At 69.1% G+C, this 12,974-nt stretch carries 11 protein-coding genes; 8 read left to right on the top strand and 3 right to left on the bottom strand.

Features of this window, described 5'->3' with window-relative positions:
- Positions 1–227: 227 nt before the first annotated feature.
- The 3 genes from purE (at position 228) to ACODR5_RS09945 (ending at position 3,309) form a co-directional block, all read left to right on the top strand.
- The gene (gene purE / locus ACODR5_RS09955) at positions 228–707 is read left to right on the top strand and encodes a 5-(carboxyamino)imidazole ribonucleotide mutase (RefSeq protein WP_488983537.1); all 480 of its coding nucleotides are present in this window, start codon (positions 228–230) and stop codon (positions 705–707) included.
- A complete protein-coding gene (locus ACODR5_RS09950; protein WP_488983535.1) occupies positions 704–2,164 on the top strand; it encodes an LCP family protein in 1,461 nt (486 codons plus the stop codon). The genes purE and ACODR5_RS09950 overlap by 4 nt, the downstream gene beginning before the upstream one ends.
- A 62-nt stretch (positions 2,165–2,226) precedes the next feature.
- Positions 2,227–3,309, top strand: a complete 1,083-nt coding sequence (locus ACODR5_RS09945; RefSeq protein WP_488983534.1) for a glycosyltransferase — start codon at positions 2,227–2,229, stop codon at positions 3,307–3,309.
- Positions 3,310–3,332: 23 nt separating this feature from the next.
- Here the strand turns inward: ACODR5_RS09945 and ACODR5_RS09940 are convergent, their stop codons facing one another.
- Genes ACODR5_RS09940 through rfbA form a run of 3 tightly spaced genes read right to left on the bottom strand, consistent with a single transcriptional unit; the run spans position 3,333 to position 6,611 of the window.
- Positions 3,333–4,742 carry a sugar nucleotide-binding protein gene (locus tag ACODR5_RS09940; protein WP_488983533.1) on the bottom strand — a complete coding sequence of 470 codons (1,410 nt, stop codon included), beginning with the start codon at positions 4,740–4,742 and terminating at the stop codon, positions 3,333–3,335.
- A 1-nt stretch (position 4,743) separates the two neighbouring features.
- Complete coding sequence (gene rfbB / locus ACODR5_RS09935) at positions 4,744–5,742, bottom strand: dTDP-glucose 4,6-dehydratase (RefSeq protein ID WP_488983532.1); 999 nt, start codon at positions 5,740–5,742, stop codon at positions 4,744–4,746.
- Positions 5,742–6,611 carry a glucose-1-phosphate thymidylyltransferase RfbA gene (gene rfbA / locus ACODR5_RS09930; RefSeq protein ID WP_488983531.1) on the bottom strand — a complete coding sequence of 290 codons (870 nt, stop codon included), beginning with the start codon at positions 6,609–6,611 and terminating at the stop codon, positions 5,742–5,744. Before rfbA ends, rfbB begins: the two co-directional genes overlap by 1 nt.
- Here rfbA and ACODR5_RS09925 point away from each other — a divergent pair.
- The 5 genes from ACODR5_RS09925 to ACODR5_RS09905 are packed head-to-tail and all read left to right on the top strand — an operon-like array spanning position 6,601 to position 12,972.
- Positions 6,601–8,724 (top strand): DUF6541 family protein, encoded by a 2,124-nt coding sequence (locus tag ACODR5_RS09925; protein WP_488983530.1) that lies wholly within the window; start codon positions 6,601–6,603, stop codon positions 8,722–8,724. The two genes, rfbA and ACODR5_RS09925, sit on opposite strands and share 11 nt — an antisense overlap.
- Positions 8,721–9,614, top strand: a complete 894-nt coding sequence (locus ACODR5_RS09920) for a glycosyltransferase family 2 protein (protein WP_488983529.1) — start codon at positions 8,721–8,723, stop codon at positions 9,612–9,614. The genes ACODR5_RS09925 and ACODR5_RS09920 overlap by 4 nt, the downstream gene beginning before the upstream one ends.
- Positions 9,615–9,663: 49 nt before the next feature.
- Positions 9,664–10,800 (top strand): NAD-dependent epimerase/dehydratase family protein, encoded by a 1,137-nt coding sequence (locus tag ACODR5_RS09915; protein ID WP_488983528.1) that lies wholly within the window; start codon positions 9,664–9,666, stop codon positions 10,798–10,800.
- Positions 10,797–11,894, top strand: a complete 1,098-nt coding sequence (locus tag ACODR5_RS09910; protein ID WP_488983527.1) for an acyltransferase family protein — start codon at positions 10,797–10,799, stop codon at positions 11,892–11,894. Before ACODR5_RS09915 ends, ACODR5_RS09910 begins: the two co-directional genes overlap by 4 nt.
- Complete coding sequence (locus tag ACODR5_RS09905) at positions 11,875–12,972, top strand: glycosyltransferase family 4 protein (protein ID WP_488983526.1); 1,098 nt, start codon at positions 11,875–11,877, stop codon at positions 12,970–12,972. The genes ACODR5_RS09910 and ACODR5_RS09905 overlap by 20 nt, the downstream gene beginning before the upstream one ends.
- Positions 12,973–12,974: the final 2 nt, after the last annotated feature.

The raw sequence follows: 12,974 nt of genomic DNA, 5'->3' as shown, positions 1-12,974 counted from the left end.
CATCGGTTGCTGAACGGAGCGGCCGGAGGCCGCGGAGATGAAGCGACCACCGCAAACATCATGGAGTTGCTGAGGTCGCTTCAGCTTCGTTCGCTTCGCCCACTTCGTTCAGCAACCGTGGGGTTGCACCGTTCGGGTTGCGCGGGTCGCATGCGGGGGTTTCCAGGGTGCTCGCCTAGCCTTTACGCGTGCTGCACTCCTCCGAGAACCCCCTCGTCGGCGTCGTCATGGGCTCCGACTCCGACTGGCGCGTGATGGCCGATGCCTCGCAGGCGCTGACGGAGTTCGGCATCGCGCACGAGGTGGAGGTCGTCTCGGCGCACCGCACCCCCGACAAGCTCATGGCGTACGGGCGCCAGGCGCGCGGCCGCGGGCTGCGCGCGATCATCGCGGGAGCCGGGGGAGCGGCGCACCTGCCCGGCATGCTCGCCTCGCTCACGGCGCTGCCGGTCATCGGCGTGCCCGTGCAGCTGAAGACGCTCGAGGGCCTGGACTCGCTGCTCTCGATCGTGCAGATGCCCGCGGGCATCCCGGTCGCGACCGTGTCGATCAACGGCGCGCGCAACGCCGGCCTGCTCGCCGCGCGCATCCTCGGCGCTTCCGACGCCGCGATCGGCGACCGCGTCGAGGCCTACGCGCGCGAGCTGGAGGCCCAGGTCGAGCAGAAGAACGAGCGGCTCAAGGCGTCGCTGAGGGGCACCGAGTGAGCGTGACGAGCCCGTCGCGCTCCGGCGCGGCGGCCCCCACCCTCACGTCGCGCTCGGCCGGCGTGCACAACGGCCGGCCCCTGCGGTACCCCGATTCGGCGTCCCCGCGGGTGATGACGCGGCGCGGATGGTGGCTCGTGATCCTCGGATGGCTCATCCCCGGATCGGCCCAGGTGCTCGCCGGCAATCGCCGCCTCGGCCGGTTCGCCCTCGGCACCACGCTACTGCTGTGGACGCTCGTCGTGGTCCTGATCCTCGGCATGCTGCTGTGGCCGGCCGGCACGATCACGATCGCGCTCTTCCCGATCTCGATGGTCGTCGCCGGCGTGCTCGTCGTGGCGTACGGCGTGCTGTGGATCGTGCTCGGGATCGACACCCTGCGTCTCGTGCGCCTGGTGAAGACGTCGAACCCCTCGCGGTTCCTCATCGCGCTGCTCTCGGTCGTGCTCATGGTCGTCACCGGCGGCGGCGTCGCCTTCGCCGCGCCCCGCCTGTTCGCGGGGGCCAACCTCGGCAGCATCCTGCCCACCGGGTTCCCCGTGGCTCCCGTCGACGGGTACTACAACATCCTGCTGCTCGGCGCCGACTCGGGCGAGGGCCGCGACTCGATGCGGTTCGACAGCATCTCGGTCGTGTCGATCAATGCCGACACCGGTGCCGTGACGATCACGGGCATCCCGCGCGACATGCCGAACGTGCCGTTCTCCGAGGACAGCCCGATGCACGAGCTGTACCCGAACGGCTTCGAGGGCCGGTTCGACCCCTCGTGCGGCTGGAACAACCACATCAACAACCTCACGAACGCCGTCGAGTACTGCAGCGAGGACCGCGGCGAGGGCCTCTACCCGGGGCTCGATCCCACGTACTCGCGGCCGGCCATCGAGGCGACGAAGGACGCGGCCGAGGGCATCCTGGGCCTGCAGATCCAGTTCCACGTCTTCATCGACATGAACGGCTTCGCGCGGCTGATCGACGCGCTCGGCGGCGTCGACATCGAGGTGACCGAGCGCCTGCCCAAGGGCGGCGGGCCCGCGTACGAGGGCCAGCCGGCGGACGAGTGGGCCATCGGATGGATCGAGCCGGGGCAACAGCACATGGACGGCGACACCGCCCAGTGGTACGCGCGCTCCCGCTACACGACCAACGACTGGGACCGCATGGAGCGCCAGCGCCAGCTGCAGCAGGCGATCCTCGACCAGTTCACGCCCGAGACCGTGCTGACCCGCTTCCAGGACATCCTCAACGCCGGCGACGCCCTCGTGCAGACGGACATCCCGCAGAGCATGACGGGCGCGTTCATCGAACTCGGCACGAAGGCGCGGTCGCAGCCGTTCGCGTCGATCGAGCTGACGCCCGCGAACGGGGTGGATCCCGAGCAGCCGGACTACGCGCAGATCCGCGAGATGGTGCACGCCGCGCTCTATCCGCCCACGCCGACGCCTACCCCCCAGCCGTAGCGGCCCGCGCCGCGCAGGCGCGCGCTCAGGAGGATCCGAGAGCACGACAGTACGCTCATGGCATGTCCGTGAGTCTGCGCGTCGTCCTGGATCAGCTCGTCTCGCCGACCGGCGACGACCTGGCGACGGCGTCCCGCGAGCTCGCCAGGGCGCTCGTCGCCGCCGCGCCGCTCGGCTGCCGGGTCGAGGCCATCGCGCCCGCGGGGGAGCCCATCGGCATCGCGGGTCTGAGCCACGAGCAGCGGCTGCGCCTGAATCGCGGCCGGCTGGCGGCGGCCTGGCGCTTCGGCGTGGCATCGGGCGTGGGCGGCGGCCTCATCCACTCGCCCACGCTGATGGCCCCGCTCGTGCGGCACGACCGCGTGAACGAGGGCGACCAGACCGTGGTCACCGTGTGGGATCTCGCGCCGTGGGAGGCGCCCTCCGAGCTGCCGCGCGCCGAGGCGGACTGGCAGCGCGCCATGCTGCGCCGGGCGATGCGGCACGCCGACGCCATCGTCGTCCCCACGCACGCGATCGCCGAGAGGCTGTCGGAATGGGTGGACCTCGGCGAGCGGATCCGCGTGATCCCGGGTGCGGTGCTCGACGGCTTCGCCGAGCCCAGCGACGCCGACGCCCGCCGGCGCGACCTCCGGCTGCCCGCCGAGTACGTGGCGACATCGGGCGGGATCGGCGATTCCGACGGCCTCGCCGCAGCGATGCGGGCCGTCGCGGCCACCGATCTGGACGTGGTCGTCATCGGCGTGCCCGAGGGGGCCGAGCCGGCCGTCGCCGACCTCGCCTCGGCGGCCGGCCTGCCCGAGCGGCGGGTGCACGCGCGCGGGCACCTGGACCGGGGCGACCGCGCCGCGGTGATCGGGGGAGCGCGGGCCTTCCTCGCTCCGGCGACGCGCAGCGCCTGGCCGTGGCGCGCCACCGAGGCGATGGCGCTGGGCACCCCGCTCGTCGCCGTGGACTCGGCCGTGCACCGCGAGGTGATCTACGACGGCGGTCTCTTCGTCCCCGCCGACCACCTGGCCGAGGCGCTGCGCACGGTGATCGACGGCGGCGGCCGGCGGCTGTCGGTGCTCGGCAGGGACCGCGCGCGGGCGTTCACGTGGCTGGGCGCGGCCGAGAAGGTCTGGCAGCTGCACGCGGATCTGTGACGCGCGCTGCGCCGAGCGGGCGTTCAGCCCTGGGCCAGGTACCGCGCGAGCGCCTCGTCGTGGTCGGCCGGGCGGTAGCCGGTCGCCTCGATCTTGGCCAGGTCGAGCACGCTGTTCGCCGGGCGCGGGGCGATCCCCGTCTTGCCGGCATAGTACTCGGCGGTCGTCACCGGCGTGACGCGGGCCGGATCGTGGCCGGTGAGCTCGAACACGCGGGCGGCGATCTGCGCCCACGTGCGCGGCTCGCCGCCGCCGGTGACGTTGTAGGTGCCGTACGGCGCGCCGGAGTCGAGCAGGTGGCGGATCGCGCGCGCGATGTCGTCGGTGAACGTGAGCCGACCGGTCTGATCGTCGACGACGCTCGGGTCGATGCCGCGTTCGGCCAGCGACGCCATCGTGCGCACGAAGTTGGCGCCCTCGCCGATGACCCACGAGGTCCGCACGATGTAGTGGCGCGGCACGGTGGCGACCGCGGCGTCTCCGGCGGCCTTCGTCTGCCCGTACACGCCCAGGGGGGCGATCGGGTCGTCCTCGCGGTAGGGGCGGTCGGCCGTGCCGTCGAACACGTAGTCGCTCGAGACGTGCACGAGGGTAATGCCGTTCTCGGCGGCCACGCGCGCGAGCGCCGCGACCCCCGTGACGTTGGCCGCCCACGCCTGCGCGCGGCCCTCGGGCGTCTCGGCCTGGTCGACGGCCGTGTGCGCGGCGGCGTTGACGATGACGCCGTAGTCGCGCCAGCGGCGGGCCGACGCGAGTCCGGGCGCGGCCAGGTCGAGGTCGGCGCGCCCCGCGTACTCGATGTGGTCGCCGTCGCCGAGCTCCGCGCGCAGGGCGCGCCCGAGCTGGCCGTTCGCGCCGAGCACGAGGACCCCGCGCGGGCCGACGGGCGTGACCTCCGCGAGCCGGGGGTGCGCCCGGTCCTTGTCGGAGACCTCGGCCTGATCCAGCGGGATCGGCCATGAGATCGCCGCGGTCTCGTCGGCGAGGTTGAGGAACGAGTACTCCGCGGTGGGCGACCAGTGGTCGTTGACGAGGTACGTGTAGGCGGTGCCGGGCTCGAGTGCCTGGAAGGCGTTGCCCACGCCCCGCGGCACGAAGACCGCCTTCGACGGGTCGACCTCGGTCGTGTAGACCGCGCCGAACGACGGGCCCTCGCGCAGATCCACCCATGCCCCGAAGATGCGCCCGCTCGCCACGGAGATCCACTTGTCCCACGGCTCGGCGTGGATGCCGCGCGTGGTGCCCGGCTTCTCGTTGAACGAGATGTTGTTCTGCACGGGGCCGAAGTCGGGCAGGCCGAGGGCGATCATCTTCTCGCGCTGCCAGTTCTCCTTGAACCAGCCGCGCGCGTCGCCGTGCACGGGCAGGTCGAACACGAGCAGCCCGGGGATCGGGGTCTCGGTGGCGGCGAGCTGCTTGCCGAACTCCGTCACGTCACTGTCCCTTCGACGCGTAGAACGCCTCGACGCCGTCCTTCGCGGGCGCCCACCAGTCCTCGTTGTCGCGGTACCACGCGATGGTGTCGGCCAGGCCCGCGCGGAAGTCCTGGAAGCGCGGCTGCCAGCCGAGCTCCGTGCGCAGGCGCGTGGAGTCGATCGCGTAGCGCAGGTCGTGGCCGGGGCGGTCGGCGACGAGATCGTAGGCGTCGCGCGGCTGGCCCATGAGCTCGAGGATCGTCTCGACGACGTCCTTGTTGTTCTGCTCCCCGTCGGCGCCGATCAGGTAGGTCTGTCCGATCTGGCCCTTGTCGAGGATCGTGAGGACCGCGGAGGAATGGTCGTCGGCATGGATCCAGTCGCGCACGTTCTCGCCGGTGCCGTACAGCTTGGGGCGGATGCCGCGGATCACGTTCGTGATCTGGCGCGGGATGAACTTCTCGACGTGCTGGAACGGCCCGTAGTTGTTGGAGCAGTTCGAGATCGTCGCCTGCACGCCGAACGAGCGCACCCAGGCGCGCACGAGCAGGTCGCTGCCGGCCTTCGTCGACGAGTACGGCGACGAGGGGTTGTACGGGGTGGACTCGGTGAACCGCGCCGGATCGTCCAGCTCGAGGTCGCCGTACACCTCGTCGGTGGAGATGTGGTGGAAGCGGGTGCCGTGGCGGCGCGCGGCCTCCAGCAGCGTGTAGGTGCCGATGATGTTCGTGTCGAGGAACGGGCGCGGGTCGTTCAGCGAGTTGTCGTTGTGCGACTCGGCGGCGTAGTGCACCACGGCGTCGGCGTCGGAGAACAGCCCGTCGACCAGCTCGGCGTCGGCGATGTCGCCGACGACCAGCCGCACCCGGTCCTCCGGGAGCCCTGCGACCGAATCGCGGTTGCCCGCGTAGGTGAGCTTGTCGAGCACCGTGACCGTGTGGTCCGTGTGCGCCACCACGTGGTGGACGAAGTTCGAACCGATGAATCCGGCCCCGCCGGTGACCAGCAGCTTCGCCATCAGCGACCACGCTCCAGAATCTCGAGGAGGTACGCGCCGTACCCCGACTTCACCATCTTCTCCGCACGCTCGCGCAGCTGCTCATCGGTGAGGAAGCCCTGCCGCCATGCGATCTCCTCCGGCGCGCCGATCTTCAGGCCCGTGCGGCGCTCGATCGTGCGGACGTAGTCGGCCGCGTCGGTCATGTCGTCGAACGTGCCGGTGTCGAGCCATGCCGTGCCGCGGGGGAGCACCTCCACCTGCAGCTTGCCGCGCTCGAGGTAGGCGCGGTTCACGTCGGTGATCTCGTACTCACCGCGCGCGGAGGGCTGCAGGTTCCTGGCGATCTCGACGACGTCGTTGTCGTAGAAGTACAGGCCGGGAACGGCGTAGTTCGACTTCGGCTCGGCCGGCTTCTCCTCGAGCGACACCGCGGTGCCCTCGGCGTCGAACTCGACCACGCCGTACGCGCGGGGGTTCGACACCCAGTAGGCGAACACGGCGCCGCCGTCGATGTCGGCGTACCGCTTCAGCTGCGATCCGAGGCCCGGGCCGTAGAGCAGGTTGTCGCCCAGGACGAGGGCCACCTTGTCGTCGCCGATGAAATCCGCGCCGATCGTGAACGCCTGCGCCAGGCCATCGGGCGAGGGCTGCTGGGCGAACGTCAGGTTCACGCCGAACTGCGACCCGTCGCCGAGCAGGCGCTCGAAGCCGGCCGCGTCGTGCGGCGTGGTGATGACGAGGATGTCGCGGATGCCCGCGAGCATGAGCGTCGACAGCGGGTAGTACACCATCGGCTTGTCGTAGACCGGCACGAGCTGCTTCGAGACGCCCAGGGTGATGGGGTGCAGACGCGTGCCCGAGCCGCCCGCGAGGATGATGCCCTTCATGGTCGTCAATCCTCCCATAGGCGCCGATGGCAACCGGGGTTCTCGACGCTGTCGCGTCAGCGGCGCAACCATTGCGCGAGCGCTGGGGATCCAGGTGGGTTTCAGGTACGACAGGCCCATCCGGATAGCCTGTACTGCCGCCTTCGGTCGGCATCGAGACGATCGGGAGTGCTGCGAACGTATGTGGATCGAGTTCGGATGGGCCCTCATCGCGACGATCGGGGTGCTCGCTGTGGTCGGGTTGCCCCTGATGGTGGCTGCAGGGTTCCGCGGGTACTCCGCCGTGGCGCTGAGCCCGGCGGCGGCGGTCGCCGTGATCGCGGGCACTTCGGTCATCGCGCCCATCGTCGGCATTCCCTGGTCGATCCTCCCCGTTCTCGTCCTCGCGGCGGCGGGCACGATCATCGTCGGGATCCTCACCCGGAGGTTCGGTCGGAGAGAACGAGCCACCCGTTCCATCTGGACGTGGAGCGCGGTAGTGATCGCCGCGGCGCTCCTGACAGTGCAGGTGCTGATCTGCTTCGGGGCTCCTGACCGCATCTCGCAGACCTTCGACAACATCTTCCATCTGAACGCGATTCGATGGATCCTCGACAACGGCTCGGCGTCATCGTTCGACGTCGGCGCGATGACGAACCCGGGCGCATCGGGCTTCTACCCCGCCGCGTGGCACGCGCTCGTGTCGCTGGTCGCGCAGCTCAGCGGGGCCGACATCCCTGTCGCTGTGTCCGCGGTCACCGTCGTGATCTCCGCGGTCATCTGGCCGATGGGGGCAATCCTGTTGACGCGCGTGATCGTCGGCATCCGACCCGCGGCATTGATTGCGGCGGGCATCCTTGCGTCGGCCGTGCCGGTCTTCCCCATTCTCCTCATGGAGTACGGGGTGCTGTACCCCTACCAGCTGGGACTCTCGCTCGTGCCCGCGGCGCTCGCCGTCACCGCGCGCGCTCTCGGGGTCGCCGTCGGACGAGAGCCGGCCCGCGGCTGGCAGTACTGGCTGGTTCTCGTGCCGGTTCTTGGGGGGATCGCTCTGGCCCACCCCGGTGCGTTCGTCGCCTGGCTTGCGATGTCGCTGCCGCCGTTCCTCGCGTGCGCCGCCCGCATCTTCGCCGCCGGCTCGGCTCGGACCCGCGTCATCGTCGCGGTCGGCGTCGTCGTCTATCTGGGCGCCGGCCTGATGCTCCTGAAGGTCCTGCGGCCGCCCCTCGAAGCTCGAGGATGGCCGATCACCCGCACGGTTCCGGAGTCGCTGACTCAAGTGATGACAGGGGCGCTCTGGTACGCGACACCCGCCGCGCTCGTGATGGTGCTCGTCGTTGCGGGCGTCGTCACGGCGCTCGTTCGACGCAGTGCCGCCGGCTTCGCGCTGCTGGGGACATACGCGATCACGGCTCTCCTGTTCGTCGTCGCCGGCGCCCTGCCGCTGCAGACCATCCGCGACGCGCTGGTGGGCAGCTGGTACAACAATGAGCCGCGCCTCGCCGCCATGGTCGCGCTCGCGGTTGTCCCGCTCGGAGCGCTCGGCGCCTGCGGGATCGCATCGCTGGTGGCACGTGGAATCGGCGGCGCCCAGTGGTCCCGCGCGGTCGTCGCGAGCTTGGCGGTGCTGTCCATCGCCGGAGCCGTGGCGTGGACGCAGCTGGGTCCGCTGAGCCCCGTGCCTGAGGCCGTCGCATTCACCGCGAAGACGTACGACGAGAGGCCGAACTCGGCCCTCGTGAGCCCTCGGGAGCGCGCACTGCTCGAGCGCGTGCAGGACATCGTCCCGGAGGATGTCGCCATCGCCGGCAGTCCTTGGACCGGAGCTTCCATGGCGTACGCGCTCGCGGACCGCGAGGTGCTCATGCCTCACGCGCTGATGCAGACGACCCCTGACATCGACCTCGTGAACGAGCGACTGCGGGAGGCGGAGGCAGGAGACGAGGTGTGTGCCGCGATCGACCGACTCGACGTCGGCTATGTGCTCGACTTCGGAGCGTTCGAGGTGCACCGCGGGCGTCATGAGTACCCGGGGCTGGAGGACCTCGAGTCGTCGGACGCGGTCGAGCTCGTGGACAGCGAGGGGCCATCGCGGCTCTACGAAGTGGTGGCGTGCGAAGGAGCTGAGCAATGACGACACCAGAGATCTTCGTCCCGTTCTGGGGCGAGCCGGAGCTCTTGTACGAGACCGTGGAGTCGGTGCGCGCGCAGACGATCACCGACTGGCGGATGACAGTGATCGATGACTGCTATCCGGACGACTCCGTCGCCGAGTGGTTCGCGCGGCTCGGGGACGATCGCGTCGCGTACGTGCGCAATGAGCGCAACCTCGGGATCACGGAGAACTACCGCGAGGCGATCCGGCGCGCCACGGGGGAGTACATCACGATCCTCGGCTGCGACGACCTGATGCATCCGAGCTACCTGCAGGTTGTCAGCCGCACCATCGACGCCGTTCCGTCCGCGGACGTCGTTCAACCGGGCGTCGTCGTCATCGACGAGCACGGGGCGGTGACGGAGCCTCTCGCCGACCGCGTGAAGCAGCGGCTCCTCGCGCCTCGGCGCGGGCGCGACATCGCGGTGCTCACCGGTCAGGCGATGGCGAACAGCCTGATCCGGGGCAACTGGCTCTACTGGCCGTCACTGACGTTCCGCACCGACACGCTTCGCCGGATCGATTTCCGCGACGGCCTGCCGATCATCCAGGATCTCGCGTTGCTGATGGACATCGCCTTCGACGGCGGAACGCTCGCCTACAACCCGCAGCCTGCTTTCTCGTATCGACGCCACGGGGGCAGCGCTTCCCAGAAGACGCTTCTCGATGGTCGACGCTTCCGGGATGAACGGGACTACTACGCGCTCGCACGGCGCCTCTCCTCGGAGAAGGGCTGGACGCGCACGGCGCGCATCGCTCGCCTTCGGCTGATGTCGCGGCTGCACGGTGTCACGGAGCTCCCCGGCGTGATCAGGCACGGAGATCGGGCGGGGATAGAATCGACGCTGGCGCACGTCTTCGCCTTCTGACGCCCTCGACTCTCGTCGGGCGATCGAACCACTTGGGAGTTCACTGCACATGACGGAACACGTTCTGATCACCGGCGGCGCGGGGTTCATCGGCTCACGGCTCGCACGACGGTTCAGCGAGGCCGGGCACTCCGTCACCGTGCTGGACGCATTGATCCCTCAGGTTCACGGCGACGACCCCGCGACGTCGTCGCCGTCGCTCGCATCGGTCGCCGAGGTGGCGAACGTCGTACGCGGGTCCGTCACGTCCGTTGACGATCTGCGCACCGCGCTCGCGGGCGCCACGGTCGTGGTGCATCTCGCCGCGGAAACCGGCACCGGCCAGTCGATGTACGAGATCGACCGCTACACCGAGGCGAACGTCGGCGGCACGGCGAAGCTGCTGGATCTGCTCGCGAACGAGCCGCACAGCGTGAAGCGCATCGTCGTGGCGTCGTCGCGCTCGATCTACGGTGAGGGCGCGTACCGCACGAAGGACGGGCGCACCGTCTACCCGGCGCATCGCGCCGACGCCGACATGGCGGCGGGGGACTTCGACGTGCACATGGCGGGCGAAGGCGAGCTCGAGCTCGTTCCCACCGACGAGGACGCGAAGCTGCATCCGTCCTCCGTGTACGGCATCACGAAGCAGATGCAGGAGGCGCTCGTGATGACCGTCGCTCCGACGATCGGGATCGAGCCGGTGTCGATGCGCTACCAGAACGTCTACGGTCCCGGTCAGTCCCTGAAGAACCCCTACACGGGGATCCTGTCGATCTTCTCCACGCTGATCCGTCAGGGCAAGGAGATCAACATCTTCGAGGACGGCCTGGAGAGTCGCGACTTCGTGTACATCGACGACGTCGTGGAGGCGACGTTCCTCGGCGCCACGCATCCGGCCGCGGCCGGCGGCACCTTCAACGTGGGGTCGGGCGTTCAGACGACGGTGCGTGAAGTCGTCGAGGCGCTGTTCGCCGCATTCGACACCGAGGTTCCGACGCGTGTGTCCGGGAACTACCGTCTCGGTGACATCCGTCACAACGTCGCTGACACCACGCGCCTGCGTGAGACGCTCGGCTTCCAGCCGAGCACGCCGTTCCGCGAGGGCGTGCAGCGATTCGTCGAGTGGGTGCTCACCGAGCCCGTCGAGGGCGACCGCTACGAGCAGTCATTGTCGGAGATGTCTGCGAGGAATCTCCTCAAGTGACGGCGCCCGCCTGGTTTGCTCCCACGCCTTACCCCTATCGCGCGAACAGTCTCAACCTCTTCCGCCTCGTCCTCGCGGCGATGGTGCTCTTCGCACACTCGTGGTATATCGCAGGGCGCGGTCACGGCCCGATCGTTCAGGGTGAGAACCTCGGGGGCTGGGCAGTCGCCGGTTTCTTCGTGATCAGCGGGTTCCTGATCACGAGAAGCCGCCTGAGAGCGGACGCAGGAGAGTATCTCCTTCACAGGATCGCACGCATCTATCCCGCCTTCCTCGGCGTCCTGCTCGTCACCGTCACTGTGTTCGCGCCCATTGCGATGGTCCTGCAGCACGGGTCGCTCGCCGGATACCTCACGTCTGCCCCGACACCCCTCGAGTACGTGTGGGGGAACCTCCTGCTCGAAGTCCGGCAGTACGGGATCGGCGCGTCGCTCAGCGAAGTGCCGTATCCGGAGGCATGGAATGGCTCGCTCTGGACGCTCTACTACGAGTTTCTCTGTTATCTGATCATCTGGGCGGTCGGCTTCCTGCCGGCGTTCCGTCGGTCCCCGATCCTCGTGGCGATTCTCTTCGGACTGAGCGTCCTCGCGTACGCCCAGCTCGAGCGAGCGCGTGAACTCGGACTTGATGAGCGGTTCGAATTGCTGGCGAAATTGCTCCCCTTCTTCCTCGGCGGCTCGCTGGTCTATTTCGTCGTCGAACGGTGGGGGTTGAGTCGCGTCGTCGGAGTGGCCGCGCTCGGCCTGGCCTGCGTCCTTATCTGGCTCATCCCTGGGTGGGGAGGACAGCTGGCCGCACCATTGCTCGCTCTCGGCTTGTTGGCACTCTCGACGTTCGTTCCGCAGCCGCGGTGGGTCGCTCGCAATGACGTGTCGTACGGGTTCTACATCTATGCCTGGCCGGTGCAGCAACTTGTCCTGATGGTCGGCGGTCTCGAGTACGGGATGGCCGTGTATCTCGCGCTCACGGGGCTCATCACGTTCGGTCTCGCTTGGCTGAGCTGGCTGCTCATCGAGCGCCCGATCATGGTGCGCGTCCGGCAACGGTCTCCTGCGCAACAGAAGGGAGAGGCTCATGGCCAGGGTGTTCGTTGATCTCCTGAGCTACACCGGGACCAAAGGCGGGATGGAGACTTACACCCGCGAGCTCTATCGTGCGCTCGCCGCGGTCGGTGGGCACGAGTACATCGGGTACGTCAGTCGCGAAGGTGCCGAGCTGGACCTCTCGTGGTTCCCTGGGCGGATTCACGAGTCCGGGATCAGCGGGGAGAACCGGTTCGTATGGGCGTGGGGTGAGCTCATGCGAGTAGGGCGAGCGGCTGAGGCCGCCGGCGCCGACCTGATCCACTCTCCCGCGACGTTGGGACCCGCTCACACTCGGATTCCGGTCGTGGTGACGATGCATGACATGCTCTATTGGAGCCACCCTGAGTACATGTCCACGCCGCTGTACACGCAGCCGGTGAAATGGATGGAGAAGCTCGCATCCCGCAACGCCTCGAGGATCATCACGATCAGCCCTGATTCGGCGGCCGAGATCACAAAGTACCTGGGTGTCGAGCCGAGCCGGATGGACGTGATCCCGCTCGCGGGACTGAGCGTGCCGCCCGTCGTCGACCGGGAGTCGTCGTCCTCAGCGCCACCGATGATCCTCGCGATGGGGAATCGGCGCCCGCACAAGAACTGGGGTGCGATCGTCCGCGCGCTCTCCTTGATTCCCGAGGCAGAGCGTCCGAGAGCGGTCATCACGGGTGGGCGGGGAGAGGACCCGCTTGAGTCCGTTGTGCGCGAGAACGGCATGGACGAGTGGGTGGACCTGCGCGGTTGGGTCTCCGACGAAGAGGTCAAGACGCTGTACGAGCAGGCGACAGCGCTGGTGATCCCGTCGCTCGCGGAAGGTTTCTCGCTGCCGACCCTCGAGGCGATGGCAGTCGGCGTCCCCGTGCTCCTCAGCGATATCGGTGTGCATCGTTTCGTCGCAGGCGATGCCGCACTGTTCTTCGACCCCCGTTCGGACGAGTCGCTCGCAACGGTCATCCGGCGCCTGTGCGGAGATCGCGGACTGCGGGGCGACCTCACTCGGAGGGGCCTCGAGCGTGCGGCGGGCTTCACCTGGGAGAGGACGGCAGTCGAGACCCTGAAGTCCTTCGAGAAGGCGCTCGCCAAGCGCTGAGT

The organism is Microbacterium sp. FG3, assembly GCF_057809335.1.
Note: the sequence above shows the minus strand (reverse complement) of the source record. Positions and strands in the feature narration are given on the sequence as shown.